We start from the raw sequence: 18532 nt of genomic DNA on the forward strand, positions 1-18532 counted from the left end.
TCGGTGGCCCCTGCGATGATGGGGTCATGTCTTCGTCGGCTGCGATAGCCACTCCAAAGAAGCGCCTTGAGGTGCTCTTCGAGGAGTTGGCCGAGTTGGCCGGGCAGCGCAACGCCATCGACGGCCGCATCGTCGACGTCGTCGCCACCCGCCGACCACCTCACCATCCTCGACAGCGACGGCGACCCCCTCACCAACCAAACACTGGCACGACCACCCCACCACCAACCACCCGACGTCCCACCGTGTCCGGGACCCCTCGGCGAACGCGCCGACTGGAAGTGGTACCACCCCTACGAACCCAAAGCCCCGCCGGACAACTAGCCGATGGCGCCGCGAATGTTGGTGAACGGGCTGAAGCTGCCGTCGAGGACCTCGAAGTGGCCGATGGTCCGGCCCGTCACCACATTGGGGTCGACCAGCGCGAGTTCGACTGCGGCACGGGCGAACTCGTCATCGGGTGACACGCTGTCGAATTCGTTGCGGTAGTACGACAATCCCGGGGTGGGGATCGGCCGCGACGGTGCCAGTGCGTTGACGGCGATGTTGTGCCGCTGCAAATCGAATGCGGCACACCAGGTGAGGTGCTCCAGCGCCGCCTTGGAACCGCCGTATCCCGGCAGCACGCCGCCGGCGAAGTTCTGGTACGGCCCGTCGCCCGGTACGCGGGATGCCACCGAGGTGACGTTGATGATCGAGCCGAACCCGGCGTCGAACATGTCCGGGCAGACCAGCTGCATCAGCTCGTAGGACGCGAACACCCCGATCTCGAAATGCCGCCGGTACGCGCCGAGCGGGATCGACAGGAAGCCGGGCCAGTCGGCGTTGCCGGACTTAGCCGCGCCGGCGCGCTTGGGCTGCTTCGGGGCCGCGTCCGCCTTCGGCGGACGGCCGGGGGCGGTGAAGGCGGCGTTGTTGACCAGGACGGTGATCGGGCCGAGCGCGGCCCGCGCCTCGGAGACCAGGCGCGGAATGTCCTCGCGCTCAAGCAGATCCGCCTGGATTGCCACCGCGGTACCGCCGGCGGCCTCGATGGCGTCGACCGTCTCCCCGATGGTGCCGGGCAGTCGTTCGTCCCACTGCTGCTGGGTTCTCGCCACCACCGCCACCGCGGCGCCCTCGGCGGCCAGGGCCAGCGCAGTGGCCCTGCCCAGGCCGCGGCTGGCTCCGGTGACAATCGCGGCGCGTCCCGCCAGCCGTCCCGTCATCGCGTCGTCCTCTCGTCGTTCACAGCGCCACGCCGTGCACCAGGATCGCCGTCGTCTGGTCCACCCAGTCGTCGTCGAGATCACCCTCGGGCGTCAGCAGCAACCGCAACATCGTTGCACCACCGATGAGTTCGATGAGCCGGTCGGGCTCCACATCGGGGTGCACCTCCCGGCAGTGCACCGCTTCGACCAGACGGTCACGCACCAGGGCGAACAGTCCGGTGAAGCGCGCCATCACCCGCGCATTGAGCTGCGGGTCGGCACCCATGTCGGCGATCAGGCCGGGCAGCGCGGCCCGCACCACCGGGCTGGTGAACACGTCGCGGGTCGCGGCCAACATGGCCCGCACGTCCCCGGGGACGTCACCGGCCGGGGTCTCCAGCGCGGTCGGTGCGGTGGGGAACGCGGCTTCGTGCACCAGTTCGGCCTTGCTCGACCACCGCCGGTACAGTGCGGTCTTGGTCGTGCCTGCTCGTTCGGCAACGGCGGCCAGAGTGAGATTGGCGTAACCGATCTCGACCAACAGCTCCGCGGTGGCGCGCAGGATGGCGGCGTCGATGCGCGGATCGCGGGGACGGCCCGCGGCCCCGGCCTTGTCCACCGACGACGGATCAGCGCTCATAACGCTACTGAGCGTATCGTAATCGGCGTCCGGGTACGGCCCCTCAGGCGAACGCGTACGGCCCGAAGCGGCCCCAGGCGACGAACAGCGCCAGCGCCAGCAGCACGACGTTGACCGCGATCATCGGCGTTTCCTTGCGGCGGGCGTGCACCACCGCCGCACCGATCATGGTCGCCGCCAGGCCGAGTGCGGCCAGCGGGACGAGTACGGGCGCGATGTGCACCAGTGCGGGCACGACCAGGCCGATCGCGCCGAGCAGTTCGAGCAAGCCGATGAGCTTCACAGTGGGCGCACTGAAGTCGGCGGCCCACCCCATGCCGGATTCCACGAGCTTCTCCGGGGTCGAGACGAGCTTGAACACGCCCGCTCCGGCGAACATCACCGCCAGTACGCCCGCGACGATCCACAGTGCAAGATTCATGATTGCCTCCGATTGACTTCAACAGTGAAGTGAACGATAGGCCGCATGACTTCAATGTTCAAGTCAAGTTAGGCTGACGTCATGGCATTCCGGGACGAGCCGAGGTGGCTCGACGACACCGAACAGCAGGCGTGGTTCACCTTCGCCAACGTCGTCATGCGATTGCCCGCGGTGCTCGACGGGCAACTGCAGCGCGACGCCGGGATCAGTCACTTCGAGTTCGTGATCATGGCAAGGCTGTCCGAGACACCGGAGCGGGAATTGCGCATGAGCGCGATCGCACAGGCGGTTCAGGCATCCCTGTCCCGGCTGTCCCAGGCCGTCGCCCGGCTGGAAAAGCGTGGCTGGGTGCGCCGCGGACCCGATCCCGACGACGGGCGCTACACCATCTGCACCCTGACCGACGAGGGCATGGCCAAGGTGGTCGCAACAGCTCCGGGACACGTTGCGGCAGTCCGCGAGTACGTGGTCGATCGGTTGTCGGCGAACCAGATCCGCCAGCTCACCGCCATCTCACAACGCATCCTCGAGACGATGCCGCCGGACGCCACCTGGCCGGCCCAGGACTGCGGGGGCCGTCGGCAGCGCCGGGATTCCGGCGACTGACAGCACGCCGTCCCACCACCCTTGTCATCTGCCAACGCGTCTGCTTTTATAACGCTACTTACCGTATCGAAATTGGGTCGGAGGACAACGGTGACCAACAACCCGAACGTCGAAACAGACGTCGACCATCTGCAGCGCTCCGGACGCGACGTCACCACGGTGCCTGCGCTGATCTCGAACTGGCTGTCCACCGTCCTGCCGGGCGGCGTGAAGCCGGAGGTGACCGTCGAAAGCGGCATCGACTCCAACGGAATGTCCTCGGAGACGATCATCCTGACCGGCCGCTGGGTGCAGGACGGCAAGGAGATCGAGGAGAAGTGGGTCGCCCGGGTGGCCCCCACCGAGGAAGACGTACCGGTGTTCATCACCTACCGGATGGACCACCAGTTCGACGTCATCCGCCTCGTCGAGGAACTGACCGACGTCCCGGTGCCGAAGGTGCGCTGGATCGACACCAAGGGCGAGGTGCTCGGCAGCCCGTTCTTCCTAATGGACCACGTGTCGGGCATCGTCCCGCCGGACGTCATGCCCTACACGTTCGGCGGCAACTGGTTCGCCGATGCCGCCCCCGAGCAGCAGCGCGCCCTCCAGGACGCGACGATCGAGGTGCTGGCCAAGCTGCACTCGATCCCCAACGCGGACAAGACTTTCGGGTTCCTCACCGAGGCCGTGCCGGCCGGCGACACTCCACTGCGCCGTCAGCTCAACTGGCTCACCGAGTGGTACGAGTTCGCGGTACCCGACATCGGCCGCTCACCGCTGGTGGAGAAGGGCCTGAAGTGGCTGGAAGACAACTTCCCGGCTGACATCGCCGCCGGAGAGACGGTGCTGGCGTGGGGCGACTCACGCATTGGCAACGTGCTCTACGAGGACTTCCGCCCGGTTGCTGTGCTGGACTGGGAGATGGCCACCCTGGGCCCACGCGAACTGGATGTGGCCTGGATCATCTTTGCGCACAACGTCTTCCAGGAACTGTCCGGCCTCGCCGGGATGCCCGGCCTGCCGGAGGTGATGCGCGAGGAAGACGTGCGCGCCACCTACCAGAAGCTGACGGGCGCCGAACTCGGCGACCTGAGGTGGTTCTACGTCTACTCTGGAGTGATCTGGTGCTGCGTGTTCATGCGCACCGGTGCGCGGCGCGTGCACTTCGGCGAGATCGAGAAGCCCGAGGACGTCGAGTCGATGTTCTACCACGCAAGCCTGCTGCGCCGTCTCATCGAGTTCCCGGAGGGCAGGAGCGAAGCGACCCGGGATAACAAGGAGGACTAAGTCTCATGCTCGGACCCATGGACGAATTCCCGGTTCACCAAGTCCCCCAACCGATTGCGTGGCCGGGCTCCTCGGACCGCAATTTCTACGACCGGTCCTACTTCAACGCCCACGACCGCTCCGGGGACATCTTCCTGATCACTGGTCTCGGCTACTACCCCAACCTCGGGGTCAAGGACGCCTTCTTCCTGGTACGCCGCGGCGACACCCAGACCGCGGTGCACCTGTCGGATGCCATCGACCAGGACCGGCTCAACCAGCACGTGCTGGGCTACCGGGTCGAGGTGCACAAGCCGCTGGAGAAGCTGCGGATCGTGCTCGACGAGACCGAGGGCATCGCCGCCGACCTCACCTGGGAGGGCCTGTACCCGGTCGTGCAGGAGCAGCCGCATATCATGCGCCAGGGCAACCGGGTGACGCTGGATGCGCAGCGGTTCGCCCAAGTGGGTTCGTGGGCAGGACATCTGGTGATCGACGGCGAGGAGATCACCGTCGACCCGTCAGTCTGGATCGGCAGCCGCGACCGCTCCTGGGGTATCCGCCCCATCGGTGAGGCAGAGCCCGCCGGCCGGCCGGCCGACCCGCCGTTCGAAGGCATGTGGTGGCTGTACGTGCCGATGGCGTTCGAGGACTTCGGCATCGTGGTGATCATCCAGGAGGCACCCGACGGCTTCCGCTCGCTCAACGACTGCACGCGCATCTGGCGCGACGGCCGGGTGGAGCAGCTGGGCTGGCCGCGAGTGAAGATCCACTACCGCTCCGGCACCCGAATCCCCACGGGCGCAACCATCGAGGCCACCGACGCCAACGGCGCCCCGCTGCGTTTTGACGTCGAGTCCAAGCTGCCCGTACCGATCCACGTCGGTGGCGGCTACGGCGGCGACTCGGACTGGATCCACGGCGTGTGGAAGGGCGAGAAGTTCACTGAGCGCCTCACCTATGACATGACCGACCCGGCGGTCATCGGCCGCGCCGCCTTCGGCGTCATCGATCACGTCGGCCGCGCCGTCTGCCACGACGGCGGCAAGTCCTCGGAGGGCTGGGGCCTGTTCGAGCACGGCGCGCTGGGCCGCCACGATCCGTCGGGCTTCGCCGACTGGCTCACCGTCGCTCCGTAGGGCTGTCCCGCTCGTACGCCACAACGTCAGGTGACTACACCGTGAAAGTCATGACCGCCCTGTTCGGGCTCAACGATGCGACCGATCGTGCGCGGGCACTGCGTGAGGCCGGCGCCAGCGGCGTCTTCACCTTCGAAGGACCCCACGACGTGTTCGCGCCGCTGACGCTGGCGTCCACTGTCGGCGGCCTGGACCTGATGACGAACGTGGCAATCGCCTTCCCGCGCAACCCGATCCAGTTGGCCCACCAGGCTTACGATCACCAGTTGCTCGCCGACGGCCGGTTCATCCTCGGGCTGGGCACCCAGGTGCGGGCTCAGATCGAGAAGCACTACGGTGTGGCGTTCGACAAGCCGGTCGCCCGGATGAGCGAGCTCGTCCGGGCGTTGCGGGCGATCTTCACCACCTGGGAGACCGGCGAGCGCCTGGACTTCCGCGGCGAGTACTACCGGCACACGCTGATGACGCCGATGTTCAACCCCGGGCCGAATCCCTTTGGGCCGCCGCCGATTTACGTCGGCGCGCTGGGTCCGCGGCTGACCCGCGCCACCGCAGAGGTCGCCGACGGGCTGCTGGTGATGCCGTTCGGCTCGGCGAAGTTCCTGCGCGAGTCGACGATGCCGGCGGTACAGGACGGTTTGGCGGCCGCCGGACGCGCGGGGTCGTCGTTCGCGGTGGTACCCGAGATCATCCTGTCGGCCGGCGAGGATCACGACGCCACGCGGCGTCTGCTGGCGTTCTACGGGTCCACCCCGGCGTATCGACCGGTGCTGGACATCCACGGCTGGGGCGATCTTCAGCCCGAGCTGAATGCGATGTCCAAACAGGGCAAGTGGCAGGATATGGCCGGTCTCATCAGTGACGAGATCCTGCACACCATCGCCGCCTGCGGCACGCCCAAGCAGATCGCCGCGCACATCCGAGACCGCGTCGACGGCGTCGGCGATACCGTCTGCCTCTACCAGCCGGGCCCCATCGCCATCGAGACACTCGCCGAGATCGTCGACGAACTGGCCGGCTGACAGTCCCCTCGAGATCGACGTTTTGCACGACCTCACTCGTGCTTTCCCGCCCAAACGTTGGTTTGGGCGCAAGGGAGCGGCGAGACTGGGACCATGGGCTACGACGTAGTGGTGATCGGGGCGGGGTTCGCAGGCCTGACCGCAGCGCGTGAACTGACGCGCACCGGCTTGGACGTGGTGGTGCTCGAGGGCCGCGACCGGGTGGGCGGCCGCTCCAGCACGACAACTTTGGCCGGTGTCCCCGTCGACCTCGGCGGCACCTTCGTCGGCCCCACTCAGGACGCCGTGCTGAAACTGGCCGCCGAACTGGGCTGCCCGACGGCGCCGACGTACTCCACGGGGACGAACGTGATCCGCTGGCGCGGCCGGGTGCGCTCCTACCGCGGCACCATTCCGCGGCTGTCGCTGGTGAGCCTGCTCGACATCGGCCGCATCCAGTGGCAGGTCGAACGCCTGGCCCGCGGCGTCGACATCACAACGCCGTGGACGGCGCGCAAGGCCAAGCACCTGGACAATCTGTCGCTGGGCGACTGGCTGCACTCGGCGGGCGCGACCCGCTCCTCCTACGACCTGATGGCCATCATGGCGCGGGTGACCTGGGGTGCCGAGCCCGACGAGGTGTCCATGCTGCACGCGGTGCGCTACATCAAGGCCGCGGGCGGTATCAACCGCATGCTCGACGTCGCCGGCGGCGCCCAGCAGGACCACTTTCCCGGCGGCACCCAGCAGATCGCGTCGAAGGTGGCCGCCGAACTCGGTGATCGCGTGCACCTGCAGGCCGCGGTGTCGCGGATCGAGTGGTCCGACGACGCCGTCGCCGTCACCTCCAGCGCCGGGGTGGTCGAGGCGCGCCGCGCCATCCTGGCCATCGCGCCGGCCCACCGGCTGAATATCGACATCGCCCCGGCGCCGCCGATCGAATACCAGCAGCTGGCCCAGCGCTGGCCGCAGGGCGCGCTCAGCAAGGCCTACGCCGTCTATCCGCGCCCGTTCTGGCGCACTGCCGGGCATTCGGGTCAGGCGCTCTCCGACGAGGGCCCGGTGTTCATCACCTTCGACGTCAGCCCCGGTGGCGACGGCCCGGGCGTCCTGCTCGGTTTCGTCGACTCACGCGGCTTCGACGCGCTGCCACCCGAGCAGCGCCGCGACAAGGCCGTCAAAGGCTTCGCCGGGCTGTTCGGGGTGGAGGCCGAGAACCCGATCGACTATCTCGATCACTGTTGGGGCGCAGAGACTTTCGCGCCCGGCGGCCCGACTGCCGCGGTGCCCCCGGGCTCGTGGACGCAGTTCGGTCCGCTGTTGCGCACGCCGGTGGGGCCGCTGCACTGGGCGGGCACCGAGACCGCCGACGAGTGGACGGGCTTCCTCGACGGTGCGGTGCGATCGGGTCAGCGGGCCGCCGCCGAGGTCACCGCGGCACTCAAGAACTGATACGCCGCTCGGCCACCACGGACTGCACCAGTGCGCGCAGGTGGCCGTTGACCGTCTCGGGGTGTTCCAGGATCGCGCAGTGACCGCCGGGCACCTCGACGAGTTCGACCAGATTAGGTGCGGCCTTGGCGATCTTGCGGGCCTGGCACATCGGCAGCAGCCGGTCTTTGGTGGACCCGATCACCAGGGTCGGCACGGTCAGACCCGACAGGTCGATGTGGCGGGGGCCCATCTCGTCGACCAGGACCCGCGCCCACGCGCCACGGCCCCCGGGCGGGGTGGTGGCGAACAGGTCGTGGATGAACTCGGCGATCGACGGGTCGGCCTCGGCGCCGACGGCCATCAACGTGACGAACCAGCGGCTGCCGGGCTGAGCCCCGCGCAGCAGCGGCGCGCCGCCGAACGTCTGGATCATCCGTCGGGCCGCCAGCGACCGGCCACCGGCCAGCAACGAGGGCACCCGCAGCAGGTTGATCTCCTCGAGCAGGTCACCGGTGGTGGTGTTGATCAGCGCGACGGCATCGGCACGCTCGGCGACGCTGTCGCGGTGGCGGTCGGACCAGGAACTGATGGCGATGCCGCCCATCGAGTGTCCGGCGATGACGGCGCGCTCCCCCGGGCGCAGCGTGGCGGCCAGGACGGCGTCGAGATCACCGGCGAGATGGCCGAGGCTGTAGGCCGACCGGTGCGGCAGGCCGCTGCGGCCGTGACCGCGGTGGTCGTAGGCGATGACGCGGTAGTCGCGGGAGAGGTCGTTGATCTGCTCATGCCAGACCCGCAGGGCACAGGTGATGCCGTGCGCCAGCACGATCGGGTAGCCGTCCTCGGGGCCGAAGACCTCGGTGTGCAGGCGGGTCCCGTCGGCGGCGCGGACGTTGACGATCCGGCTGGGCGGCAGCTGCGGGCCGCGGACGGCCACTGGTGACGCTGACATGGTGACTCCTCGCCTGCTGCGGCAACGCTGCCACACCGGACGACAAGACTAACCGCTGCGGGGCTGTGAGAGCCCCGGGTTCGGCCGCGTCGTTATCGCACCGTGCCCTGTCCCTAGGATGGCCCGGTGACCGACCATGCCTTCGCCCCCGAGCAGCGACGTGCGGTCTACCGGGCGATCGCCGAGCGCCGTGACATGCGGCGATTCGTTCCCGGGTCGACGGTCGGCGAGGACGTCCTGGCTCGTTTGCTGGCCGCCGCGCACGCCGCCCCGAGCGTGGGGCTGATGCAGCCGTGGCGGTTCATCCGGATCACCGACGACGCGGTGCGCCGCCAGATCCACGCCCTGGTCGACGACGAACGCCGGCTGACGGCGACCGCGCTGGGCGAGCGATCCGAGGAGTTCCTGGCGCTGAAGGTCGAGGGCATCCTCGACTGCGCCGAGCTGCTGGTTGTCGCCCTCGGTGAGGGCCGCGAGGCACATGTCTTCGGGCGGCGCACCATGCCGCACATGGACCTGGCCTCGGTATCGTGCGCCATCCAGAATCTGTGGCTGGCCGCGCGCGCGGAGGGCCTCGGCATGGGGTGGGTGTCGCTGTTCGACCCGCGCCGCCTCGCCGAGCTGCTGGGCATGCCGGAGGACGCCGAACCCGTGGCGATCCTGTGCCTGGGACCGGTCCCGGACTTCCCCGACCGGCCCGCACTGGAGCTCGACCAGTGGGCGTTCGGGCGGCCCCTGGCCGAGTTCGTCAGCGAAAACGGTTGGGACTGAACACCGTCAGCCGTCATAAGGCAGGCTGGGTCCTACGATGACCGTTCCCCTGCTCGCCGACCCGGGCGACCTGTCCGCCGTGCGCGCGATGGGCGCCGACCCCGACGGGCTGTTCGAGTCGTTCTCTGCCTGGGCGCAGGCCGGTGGCATCACCCTGTATCCGGCGCAGGACGAGGCGTTGATCGAGTTGATCAGCGGCGCCAACGTGGTGCTGGCCACGCCGACCGGCTCGGGCAAGTCGCTGGTGGCGACCGGCGCGTTGTATTCGGCGCTGGCCACCGGCCGGCGCAGCTACTACACCGCGCCGATCAAGGCGCTGGTCAGTGAGAAATTCTTCGCGCTGTGCGGCATTTTCGGGGCCGCCAATGTCGGCATGCTCACCGGCGACGCCGCGGTCAACGCCGGCGCGCCGATCATCACGTGCACCGCGGAGGTGCTGGCGAACGTCGCACTGCGGGAAGGTGCGGATGCCGACATCGGCCTGGTGATCATGGACGAGTTCCATTTCTACGGCGACCCCGACCGCGGGTGGGCCTGGCAGGTGCCGCTGCTGGAACTGCCGAAGGCGCAGTTCCTGCTGATGTCGGCCACCCTGGGCGACGTCACATTCCTGCGCGGCGACCTCACCCGCCGCACCGGCCGGGCCACGGCGCTGATCGCCGATGCCGAGCGTCCGGTCCCCCTGTTCTTCAGCTACGCCACCACGCCGATGCACGAGACCATCGGCGACCTGCTCGACACCAAGCAGGCGCCGATCTATGTCGTCCACTTCACCCAGGCCTCCGCGCTGGAGCGGGCGCAAGCTCTGATGAGCGTGAATGTCAGCAGCAAGGACGACAAGGCGGCCATCGCCGATCTCATTGGCGCCTTTCGCTTTTCGTCGGCGTTCGGGACCACCCTGTCGCGACTGGTGCGCCACGGGATCGGCGTGCACCACGCCGGCATGCTGCCCAAGTACCGTCGGCTGGTCGAACAGCTCGCCCAGGCCGGCCTGCTCAAGGTCATCTGCGGCACCGACACTCTCGGCGTCGGGATCAACGTGCCGATCCGGACGGTGGTGTTCTCGGCGCTGTCGAAGTACGACGGCACCCGCACCCGTCTGCTCAACGCGCGCGAGTTCCACCAGATCGCCGGGCGGGCCGGGCGCGCCGGCTACGACACCGCGGGCACCGTCGTCGTTCAGGCGCCCGACCATGAGGTGGAGAACCTCAAACAGTTCGCCAAGGTCGCCGACGACCCGAAGAAGCGCCGGAAACTGGTCCGCCGCAAGGTACCTGAGGGCATGGTTCCCTGGAGCGAGTCCACCATGACGCGGCTCATCGAGGCGGTTCCCGAGCCGCTGACCTCCAGTATGAGGGTGTCGACGGCGATGATCCTCGACGTCGTGGACCGCCCCGGTGACCCGTTCGTCGCGATGCGCAGGCTGCTCACCGACAATCACGAACCGCGCAAGCGTCAGCTCGCCCACATCCGGGAGGCGGTCGGCATCGCCCGCTCGCTGCTGCAGGCCGGCATCCTCGAACGCCTCGCCGAGCCCGAGCCCGATGGGCGCCGCTACCGGCTCACCGTGGACCTGCCGCCCGACTTCGCCCTCAATCAGCCGTTGTCGACGTTCGCGCTGGCGGCGATCGAGGTTCTCGACCCGGCCTCGGAAACCTATGCGCGCGATGTTGTTTCGGTGATCGAGGCGACGCTGGAGGACCCGCGGCAGATCCTGGCCGCACAGCTGAACAAGGCCAGGGGCGAAGCCGTCGCCGCGATGAAGGCCGAGGGCATCGAGTACGACGAGCGCATCGAACTGCTCGACGACGTGACCTACCCCAAGCCGCTCGACGAACTGCTGCAGCACACCTTCGAGGTGTATCTGCGCAGCAACCCGTGGGCCGCCGACGGCCGGCTGTCGCCGAAGTCGGTGGTGCGCGAAATGTGGGAGCGGGCGTTCACCTTTCGAGAGTTCGTCAGCGTCTACGGGCTGACCCGCTCGGAAGGTGCGGTGCTGCGCTACCTCTCCGACGCGTTCAAGGCGCTGCGCTCGGGTGTGCCCGCCGCGGCACGCACAGAGGAGCTCACCGACATCGTGGAATGGCTCGGCGAGTTGGTGCGCCAGGTCGATTCGAGTCTGCTCGACGAGTGGGAGCAGCTGACCAACCCGGACCAGCCCCATGACGCCCCGGTGGCGGTGCCGGCCCGCCCGCGCCCGCTGACCGGCAACGAGCGCGCGTTCACTGCGATGGTGCGCAATGCCCTGTTCCGGCGGGTGGAGCTCTTCGCCCGCCGCCGCGCCCACGACCTCGGCGAGCTGGATGCCGCAGCGGGGTGGACAGCCTCGCGGTGGCAAGCCGTGATCGACGACTACTTCGACGAACACGACGACGTGGGCACCGGGGCCGACGCCCGCGGACCCGCGATGCTGATCTTCGACCGCAGGCCAGGGGCGTGGCGGGTGCGCCAAATCCTCGACGACCCGGCCGGTGACCACGACTGGGGCTTCGAGGTCGAGGTGGACCTGGAGGCTTCTGATGAGGCGGGCGCCGCCGTGCTCGCCGTGGTCGACGCCGGCCGCCTCGGGCCGGATTAGCGGATTCCCGCCGCCGCCAAATACGATCGGGGGCGTAATGAGTGATCACGACCTTGAAGTACGGACGTCCCCGAAGGGCACGGCAGCGGCGAACCGGCTGGCGGCCGAAGCCGGCCGACGCCGAACCTTCGCGGTGATCAGCCACCCGGACGCCGGAAAATCGACCCTGACCGAAGCCCTCGTGCTGCACGCCAAGGTGATCACCGAGGCGGGCGCGATCCACGGCAAGGCGGGACGGCGCTCCACCGTGTCGGACTGGATGGAGATGGAGAAGGCCAGGGGTATCTCCATCACCTCGACGGCGCTGCAGTTCCCCTACACCTCCCCTGACGGGCAGGACTGCGTCATCAACCTGCTCGACACCCCCGGCCACGCCGACTTCTCCGAGGATACCTACCGGGTGCTGTCCGCCGTCGACTGCGCCGTGATGCTGATCGACGCGGCCAAGGGCCTGGAACCGCAGACGCTCAAGCTTTTTCAGGTCTGCCGCCACCGCGGAATCCCCATCCTCACCGTGATCAACAAGTGGGACCGCCCGGGCCGGTACGCCCTGGACCTGCTCGACGAGATCTCCGACCGCATCGGTCTCAAGCCCATGCCGCTGACGTGGCCGGTCGGTATCGCCGGTGATTTCAAAGGCGTCCTGGATCGCCGCACCGGCAACTTCATCCGGTTCACCCGCACCGCGGGCGGCGCCACCGCCGCCCCCGAGGAGCACATCCCGCCGGATCGTGCCCACGACGCCGCGGGCGACGACTGGGACACCGCGGTCGAGGAGTGCGAGCTGCTCAGCGCCGACGGCGGTGACTACGACCGGGAGGCCTTCCTCGCCGGCGCGGGAACCCCGGTGCTGTTCACCTCGGCGGCGTTGAACTTCGGGGTCAATCAGCTGCTGGACACCTTGGTGCGGCTGGCTCCCCCGCCCAGCGGGCAACTCGACGTCGACGGCAACCTGCGCAGCGTGGATTCGCCGTTCAGCGCGTTCGTCTTCAAGGTGCAGGCCGGGATGGACTCGGCGCACCGCGACCGGATCGCCTATGCCCGGGTCTGCTCGGGCACGTTCGAACGCGGCGACGTGCTGACCCACGCCGCCTCCGGCAAGCCGTTCGTCACCAAGTACGCCCAGTCGGTGTTCGGCCAGCAGCGCTCGACGCTGGACAGCGCATGGCCCGGCGATGTGATCGGTCTGGCCAACGCGGCCTCACTACGTCCCGGCGACACCCTGTTTCGCGATGTGCCCGTTCACTTTCCGCCCATCCCGAGCTTCTCCCCCGAGCATTTCGCTGTCGCCCGCGGCACCGACCCCAGCAAGCACAAGCAGTTCCGCAAGGGCATCGAGCAGCTCGACCAAGAGGGCGTCGTCCAGGTGCTGCGGTCGGACCGCCGTGGCGATCAGGCCCCCGTCCTGGCTGCCGTCGGCCCCATGCAGTTCGAAGTGGCCAGCCACCGGATGGCCACCGAGTTCAATGCACCGATTTCGCTGGAGTCGCTGCCGTACACGGTGGCCCGCGCCATCGACCCTGACGACGCCGAATTCGCCCAGAAGCAGGTGTCGATGGAAGTGCTGACCCGCACCGACGGCGTCATGCTGGCGCTGTTCACCACGAAGTGGCGGATGCAGGGCTTCTGCGAGGACAACCCGGGCGTGAAGCTGCGCTCGCTGGTGGCCGCCGGCGACAACTGACGCCGATGTGACGGCAGTCTCCAACGGCGCCTCAGGGGCTTGCGTGTGCAAGAAAACGGGTACTCCGCGAGTCAACCCCTGAAGGAGCCTCCCGTGCCCACAAACACTGCGGTCCTCGCGCCTGGCGCTACCCGCCCCACCACTGACACCGCGATGCGCCGCCATGTCAGCGCCGAACTCGACATCGACATCACCGCACCCACCACCCTGGTGTTTCAGATCGCGGTCGCCCCGCACCCGGGCGCCGAGGTCGACGAGTCGCTGTCGTTCGTTCTGGATGGCACCGCGATCACCGCATCGGAGATCAGCGGCGAGCACGGCAACCGCGTCCACAAGTTCGACGCCCCGGTCGGCCATCTACGGGTCGACTACTCCGCGACCGTCGTCGGCCAGACCGATCCCGCGCCCGTCTCCGAATATGACCTGACGAAGTACCTGCGGCCCAGTCGCTACGCCGAAGCCGACAAGTTCTACGGTTTCGCCGCAACAGAATTCGGTGCTTTAGCCGACTCGACAACCCTGTTGGAGAAGGTGTCGTCGTGGGTGGGCACCCGGCTGAATTATGTGCCTGGTTCCAGCGACCCGATCGACGGAGCCACCGACACCCTGTTGGCGGGCAACGGCGTGTGCCGCGACTATGCCCACCTGGTCGTCGCACTGCTGCGCGCGGTCAACGTGCCGGCCCGGCTGGTGTCGGTCTACGCACCGGGCCTGTCCCCGATGGACTTTCACGCCGTTGCCGAGGGGTTCGTCGACGGTCAGTGGCGGGTCGTCGATGCGACCTGCCTCGCGCCGCGGCAGACATTGGTACGGATCGCCACCGGACGTGACGCCGCCGACACCGCCTTCCTCGACAACCACAAGGGTGCGATCAACCTGGCCGATATGACGATCACCGCGACCTCGGACGGCGATCTGCCGAAGGACTCCACCGACCAATTGGTCTCGATCAGGTAGGCGCTACCGCCTGCTCCGCCTCGCGTGGAATCGAGAGCGCCACAATGAGTTCCAAGACGGACCTAGGGTCGTTGAGACGATCACCGAAGAGCTCGCGGAGTTGAGTCATGCGGTAGCGCACGGTCTGGGCGTGCACGAAGAGTTCGGCCGCGACGGCATCGCGCTGGCCCTGGTGCAGCAGCCACGACCGCAACGTCTCGGCCAGGCGCTCGGCGGAGTTGGGCCGCAATTGCGCCAACGGGGCCAGCACGGTGCGCCGCAAGTCCGCGGCGGCTTCGCGATCGGCACCGAGCACCAGCTCCACGAGGTGTGCTTCGGTGTCGACGACGTCGTCGCCATCGGGGGTCGCCAAGACATCGCGGGCTTGCAGAACTCGCCGATACGAGTCGTGCACGTGCATCCACGGGCGGGCCGGCCCGACCACCGCCCGTCGCCCCCGCAGTTCCCTCAACAACCGGGGCCGGCCACTTCCGTGCACGTCTGGAACCATCAGCAGCACAACGGATTCGGCGGCGTCGATGCCGGGCAGGTCTTCGCCGAGTCCCAGGGTGGACTGCCCGAAACGGGAGACGATGCCACGCATCTGAGCTGCCGGCACCAGCACGGCAGTCAGGGTCTCCGGCGGGACCCACCCGACCAGGTCCGCGCTCGCCAGCAGAGTCTCGGTCGGCGCTCCCAACCTGCATCAATTGGTTGCGGTTCGGGCTGAGCGTCCTGTTGCCCCGGCGGTGCGGGTGTCTGCCGATCGCGACGCGGACGCACTTGCCGCGGCTTTCGCCCTTGCGGTCGGCGTGACCACGCGAATAACCCTCTCGGGCAATACGAGTGGCTGACCGGCCGCCGGACGGATACGCGGGGAGCGGTGCGCTGCCGGACGGGCCGGGGCCACGGAAGCCTTGGGGGCCTGCGTGATTGGCGCCGTGTGGTCAGCCACCGAAGCCCGCACGGCAGCGACCGGTGTCGGGGTGGCGCTCGGGAAGAGCTTGGCGAGAAACGCCTGCACAGACTGAATGAAGCTCTGAACCATCTGGGAAACGACCACCAGCAGAAAGAGCGGAAAGAGCGCCACGCACGCAACGAGACCGCCAACCCATCCGCACAGAACGTCCGTCGTGCTGGCCGACGCTGACCTGGCTGCGGCGGGTGCCGACCGTGGCGCCGAGGCCGGTGCCGGTGCCGGCACCGTGACCCCGTTGCGCAAGTCGGTGACGACGGATTCGAGAAGCACCGTCGTGTGGAGTTGAGTACGAACAGTTGCGCCGGCGTGACTCGGCGGGGCCGCCACGAGACTCAACGTCAGCGCAGCGATACATGTCGTAGCGCACCCCATGACGACAGCACCCGGGTTTGACGATCGATTCATGACACCCCCCACGCAGCACGTTCGACAGAAGTTTAGCCCTGGCGAGTCAGCCGCAACCGCGAAAATAGCGAACGCCTAACCCCACCAGAACGACGTGGCGATGGCCCCGTACAGGGCGATCAGCGCGGCGCCCTCGAACCAGTTGGACTCACCGTCGAAGGTCACCAAAACCGCGACGAGGGCCGACATCACCATGGACGCCAGCAGCAGTGGCGAGAGCACCAGGTTGAACTCCGGCTGCCCGAGCAGACCCGCGGCCAGCACGACGATCGGGGCGATGGTGAGCGCGATCTGGACCGGCGACTGCAGGATCACCTGGACCGCGAAGTCCATCTGGTTCTTGGCCGCCAGCTGGATGCCGACCACGTTTTCGACGGCGTTGCCCGCGATGGCCACGATCACCAGGCCGGCGAACACCTCGTTGATCCCGGCGGCGTCCATCGCGGGCTGAAGCGCTCCGACGAACCACTCCGAGACGAACGCGGCGCCGATCCCGGTGGCGGCGAGCATGCCGATCGCCATCAGAAGCGGCCACTCGCCGTGCTTGGCCGCCTTGCTCGCCGCCGCCGCGGAATCCGGGTTGGCCGCGATGGGCGAACCGTGGTTCTGTTTGGACGAGCGCGACAGCGCGGCCGGCAGCGACAGCGCGAACAGCGCCAGCATGATCACCGACACCACCACCGACACCGTGCGTTCGTGGGTGGCCGCGGGGGTGTGCAGCGCGGCGGTCAGCGAGGGCACCGCCAGGATGAACACCGCAAGGGTGAACATCAGCCCGAGGGTGCGTGAGTCGTCGGCGGCGAAACGCTGACTGCCGTGCTTGAGCCCGCCGACGACGAAGGCCGCCCCCAGCACCAGTAGGACGTTGGCCAGGATCGACCCGACCAGGGTGGCCTTCACCACGTCGAAGAGCCCGGCCTTGAGGGCGAACAGGATTACGAACAGCTCGGGCAGGTTGCCCAGCGCAGTCTGCAGAAGGCCGGTTGCCTTGGGGCCCAGCCGGTCTCCCAGCGCCTCCACCGACCGGCCGACCAGTGATGCCAGCGCCGCGAGCGCGACCGCGGCGGCGATGAAGGTGACCACCGCGTTGCCGTGGGCGAAGTGCAGCGCCCCGGCGGCACCGGCCGCGACGGCGGTGACCGCGAGCATGATGCGGTCACGCCCTGACAACAACGGCACTGCTTTGATGTCGCTGTTGGTCACGGCGCCTCCCTATTCGGTCGCGCCGAGTGTGCCAGACCCACAGCGGGCCGTGGCGGGGAACCGCCCGGCGTTAACCGACCGAGGCGCAGCCCACGTACGGAATACAGCCGCTCGCGCCGCCAGGACCGGCCACGCCGGCAGGTCCACCGGGTATCGAACCGCTGGCCCCACCCGGGCCGGCTGCGCCGCCGGGACCGCCGGGGACCACGCCGGAGGCACCGCCGGGACCGGCCGCACCGGCAGGACCACCCGGGATCGCGCCCGAGGCACCGCCAGGACCGGCCGTCGCGGTCGGGCAGGCGGTGCCGTCGGGGTTGACGCAGGCGGGCTCGGCGGCGGCCACGGGTGCCGCTGCGATCGCCGCGGCGGCGGCGCCGGCGAGGAACAGGGACATCAAAGACATCTTCTTGATAGCCATGTAGTGCACGTACCCCGATCGGCATCGGTTTCAACCAACGAATTGACGCGCTAGGACTCGCCTGCCGAAGTGCCTGTCCACGTGGTGATCTCATTCACCGACCGGCGCTCGGTGGCCGGTGGCGGGTCGGTGTCCGGTGCGGGGATCCCCACCCGGATCAGGGCCTGCGGATGCGCATTCCCGTCGAACACCTCGCAGGCCAGTGCCAAGCAGCTTCGGACGTCGTTGAGCGGCTCGGTCAGCGGGCAGGTCGCCAGGCCCGCCGCGGTGGCGGTCAGCGTCAGGTGGCTGAGCGCCTCGCCTGCGCGCAGCCGCATGGCATCGTCGTCGTCGCGGGTGCCGACGACCAGCAGCACCGCACCGTCGGCGGGCTCGCCCGCGGTGTTCGGTGGGTATCGCAGCGCGACGGCGCCGTCGGCGAGCAGGCTCCAGCGCGATCTCGGGACCACACCCAGTTCAACCCCGAGGCGGGCGGCGCGGATATAGAGCATCTCCACGGTGCCGGCCACCAGATGCTCCTCAAGGTAGGGCCTGCGGTCGGTGCGGCGCCGCGAGATGGCGGCCGCCAGTTCCAGGTGGCCACCGCTCGGCGGCTGCTCGACGACCTCCAGGATCGCCAGGTGGTCGTCGTCGCCACGGTCGGGGAATCGGTGCACGCGCGGCTGCCACCCCGCCGCCGACAGTGCCACCACGCAGTGATCGAGCACCGCGCCGCAGCCCAGCAGGACGTCGCGCCGATCGAAGGAGGAGTCACCGGCCCGGCGACTCCAGTCGGCGAACAGGTGCACCGCCGGGCCGTCGACCTCCCACCGCCAGGGCTGCAGGTTGCGCAGCGACGGGGCGCGGGCGGCGACGTCAAGTGCGGTTTCCAGCGTGGCGCGATCCGGCAGAGCTGTCACCCGTCGTCTCACCTCCCGTCGCGATCAC

The 18532-nt window shown here is 68.7% G+C and carries 18 protein-coding genes and 1 pseudogene; 11 read left to right on the forward strand and 8 right to left on the reverse strand.

Annotation, left to right across the window (positions count from 1 at the left end):
- Positions 1–26: 26 nt before the first annotated feature.
- Positions 27–146 (forward strand): annotated as a pseudogene (locus tag HBE64_RS25025) (hypothetical protein); the annotation flags it as partial.
- 174 nt (positions 147–320) lie between these two features.
- Here HBE64_RS25025 and HBE64_RS17615 read toward each other — a convergent pair.
- Genes HBE64_RS17615 through HBE64_RS17625 form a run of 3 tightly spaced genes read right to left on the reverse strand, consistent with a single transcriptional unit; the run spans position 321 to position 2251 of the window.
- On the reverse strand, positions 321–1208 hold the full coding sequence (locus HBE64_RS17615) for an SDR family NAD(P)-dependent oxidoreductase (protein ID WP_167104902.1): 888 nt from the start codon (positions 1206–1208) through the stop codon (positions 321–323).
- A gap of 19 nt (positions 1209–1227) precedes the next feature.
- Entirely contained in the window at positions 1228–1830 is a 603-nt protein-coding gene (locus HBE64_RS17620) for a TetR/AcrR family transcriptional regulator (protein WP_167104904.1), read from the reverse strand.
- 43 nt (positions 1831–1873) lie between these two features.
- Entirely contained in the window at positions 1874–2251 is a 378-nt protein-coding gene (locus HBE64_RS17625; protein ID WP_167104906.1) for a DoxX family protein, read from the reverse strand.
- 81 nt (positions 2252–2332) lie between these two features.
- Between HBE64_RS17625 and HBE64_RS17630 the strand changes: the two genes are divergently transcribed.
- The 5 genes from HBE64_RS17630 to HBE64_RS17650 all read left to right on the forward strand — a co-directional run bounded on the left by HBE64_RS17630 (position 2333) and on the right by HBE64_RS17650 (position 7697).
- Positions 2333–2857, forward strand: a complete 525-nt coding sequence (locus HBE64_RS17630) for a MarR family winged helix-turn-helix transcriptional regulator (protein ID WP_167104908.1) — start codon at positions 2333–2335, stop codon at positions 2855–2857.
- A gap of 90 nt (positions 2858–2947) precedes the next feature.
- A complete protein-coding gene (locus HBE64_RS17635) occupies positions 2948–4126 on the forward strand; it encodes a phosphotransferase family protein (RefSeq protein WP_167104911.1) in 1179 nt (392 codons plus the stop codon).
- 5 nt (positions 4127–4131) lie between these two features.
- Positions 4132–5244, forward strand: coding sequence for a hypothetical protein (locus HBE64_RS17640; RefSeq protein WP_167104913.1), 1113 nt, complete (start codon positions 4132–4134; stop codon positions 5242–5244).
- Positions 5245–5294: 50 nt separating this feature from the next.
- Entirely contained in the window at positions 5295–6266 is a 972-nt protein-coding gene (locus HBE64_RS17645) for a TIGR03617 family F420-dependent LLM class oxidoreductase (RefSeq protein ID WP_208300500.1), read from the forward strand.
- 93 nt (positions 6267–6359) lie between these two features.
- Entirely contained in the window at positions 6360–7697 is a 1338-nt protein-coding gene (locus HBE64_RS17650) for a flavin monoamine oxidase family protein (protein ID WP_167104917.1), read from the forward strand.
- Here HBE64_RS17650 and HBE64_RS17655 read toward each other — a convergent pair.
- Complete coding sequence (locus tag HBE64_RS17655) at positions 7687–8631, reverse strand: alpha/beta fold hydrolase (protein WP_167104920.1); 945 nt, start codon at positions 8629–8631, stop codon at positions 7687–7689. The genes HBE64_RS17650 and HBE64_RS17655 overlap by 11 nt on opposite strands.
- 195 nt (positions 8632–8826) lie before the next feature.
- Between HBE64_RS17655 and bluB the strand changes: the two genes are divergently transcribed.
- The 4 genes from bluB (at position 8827) to HBE64_RS17675 (ending at position 14621) form a co-directional block, all read left to right on the forward strand.
- The gene (bluB, locus tag HBE64_RS17660) at positions 8827–9402 is read left to right on the forward strand and encodes a 5,6-dimethylbenzimidazole synthase (RefSeq protein ID WP_243841680.1); all 576 of its coding nucleotides are present in this window, start codon (positions 8827–8829) and stop codon (positions 9400–9402) included.
- A 37-nt stretch (positions 9403–9439) separates the two neighbouring features.
- Positions 9440–11980: an RNA helicase gene (locus tag HBE64_RS17665; RefSeq protein ID WP_167104927.1), complete on the forward strand. Its 2541-nt coding sequence runs from the start codon at positions 9440–9442 to the stop codon at positions 11978–11980.
- A 37-nt stretch (positions 11981–12017) separates the two neighbouring features.
- Positions 12018–13664, forward strand: coding sequence for a peptide chain release factor 3 (locus HBE64_RS17670; RefSeq protein ID WP_167104930.1), 1647 nt, complete (start codon positions 12018–12020; stop codon positions 13662–13664).
- Positions 13665–13817: 153 nt separating this feature from the next.
- Positions 13818–14621, forward strand: a complete 804-nt coding sequence (locus HBE64_RS17675; RefSeq protein WP_167109367.1) for a transglutaminase family protein — start codon at positions 13818–13820, stop codon at positions 14619–14621.
- On the opposite strand, the gene HBE64_RS17680 is transcribed toward HBE64_RS17675, so the two are convergent.
- Positions 14614–15300 (reverse strand): CdaR family transcriptional regulator, encoded by a 687-nt coding sequence (locus tag HBE64_RS17680; RefSeq protein WP_243841365.1) that lies wholly within the window; start codon positions 15298–15300, stop codon positions 14614–14616. The genes HBE64_RS17675 and HBE64_RS17680 overlap by 8 nt on opposite strands.
- A 433-nt stretch (positions 15301–15733) precedes the next feature.
- Here HBE64_RS17680 and HBE64_RS24865 point away from each other — a divergent pair, with 433 nt between their 5' ends.
- The gene (locus tag HBE64_RS24865; protein WP_256367276.1) at positions 15734–15865 is read left to right on the forward strand and encodes a hypothetical protein; all 132 of its coding nucleotides are present in this window, start codon (positions 15734–15736) and stop codon (positions 15863–15865) included.
- Between the two features lie 194 nt (positions 15866–16059).
- Here HBE64_RS24865 and cax read toward each other — a convergent pair whose 3' ends face one another.
- From cax to HBE64_RS17695, 3 genes are all read right to left on the reverse strand, one after another.
- Positions 16060–17187, reverse strand: a complete 1128-nt coding sequence (cax, locus tag HBE64_RS17685) for a calcium/proton exchanger (RefSeq protein WP_167104933.1) — start codon at positions 17185–17187, stop codon at positions 16060–16062.
- A 70-nt stretch (positions 17188–17257) separates the two neighbouring features.
- On the reverse strand, positions 17258–17581 hold the full coding sequence (locus HBE64_RS17690; RefSeq protein ID WP_243841366.1) for a hypothetical protein: 324 nt from the start codon (positions 17579–17581) through the stop codon (positions 17258–17260).
- Positions 17582–17655: 74 nt separating this feature from the next.
- A complete protein-coding gene (locus HBE64_RS17695; RefSeq protein WP_167104939.1) occupies positions 17656–18504 on the reverse strand; it encodes a nitroreductase family protein in 849 nt (282 codons plus the stop codon).
- Positions 18505–18532 lie beyond the last annotated feature (28 nt).

Source organism: Mycobacterium sp. DL592, from assembly GCF_011694515.1.
Classification (GTDB): Bacteria; Actinomycetota; Actinomycetes; order Mycobacteriales; family Mycobacteriaceae; genus Mycobacterium.

Bases quoted from the DNA above. Each gene is read 5' to 3' on its own strand.
- HBE64_RS17645 (WP_208300500.1), top strand. From the start codon at position 5,295: ATGACCGCCCTGTTCGGGCTCAACGATGCGACCGATCGTGCGCGGGCA.
- HBE64_RS17655 (WP_167104920.1), bottom strand. From the start codon at position 8,631: ATGTCAGCGTCACCAGTGGCCGTCCGCGGCCCGCAGCTGCCGCCCAGC.
- HBE64_RS17675 (WP_167109367.1), top strand. From the start codon at position 13,818: ATGCGCCGCCATGTCAGCGCCGAACTCGACATCGACATCACCGCACCC.
- HBE64_RS17665 (WP_167104927.1), top strand. From the start codon at position 9,440: ATGACCGTTCCCCTGCTCGCCGACCCGGGCGACCTGTCCGCCGTGCGC.
- HBE64_RS17650 (WP_167104917.1), top strand. From the start codon at position 6,360: ATGGGCTACGACGTAGTGGTGATCGGGGCGGGGTTCGCAGGCCTGACC.
- HBE64_RS17690 (WP_243841366.1), bottom strand. From the start codon at position 17,581: ATGTCCCTGTTCCTCGCCGGCGCCGCCGCCGCGGCGATCGCAGCGGCA.
- HBE64_RS17615 (WP_167104902.1), bottom strand. From the start codon at position 1,208: ATGACGGGACGGCTGGCGGGACGCGCCGCGATTGTCACCGGAGCCAGC.
- HBE64_RS17640 (WP_167104913.1), top strand. From the start codon at position 4,132: ATGCTCGGACCCATGGACGAATTCCCGGTTCACCAAGTCCCCCAACCG.
- HBE64_RS17670 (WP_167104930.1), top strand. From the start codon at position 12,018: ATGAGTGATCACGACCTTGAAGTACGGACGTCCCCGAAGGGCACGGCA.
- HBE64_RS17620 (WP_167104904.1), bottom strand. From the start codon at position 1,830: ATGAGCGCTGATCCGTCGTCGGTGGACAAGGCCGGGGCCGCGGGCCGT.
- HBE64_RS17630 (WP_167104908.1), top strand. From the start codon at position 2,333: ATGGCATTCCGGGACGAGCCGAGGTGGCTCGACGACACCGAACAGCAG.
- bluB (WP_243841680.1), top strand. From the start codon at position 8,827: ATGCGGCGATTCGTTCCCGGGTCGACGGTCGGCGAGGACGTCCTGGCT.
- HBE64_RS17625 (WP_167104906.1), bottom strand. From the start codon at position 2,251: ATGAATCTTGCACTGTGGATCGTCGCGGGCGTACTGGCGGTGATGTTC.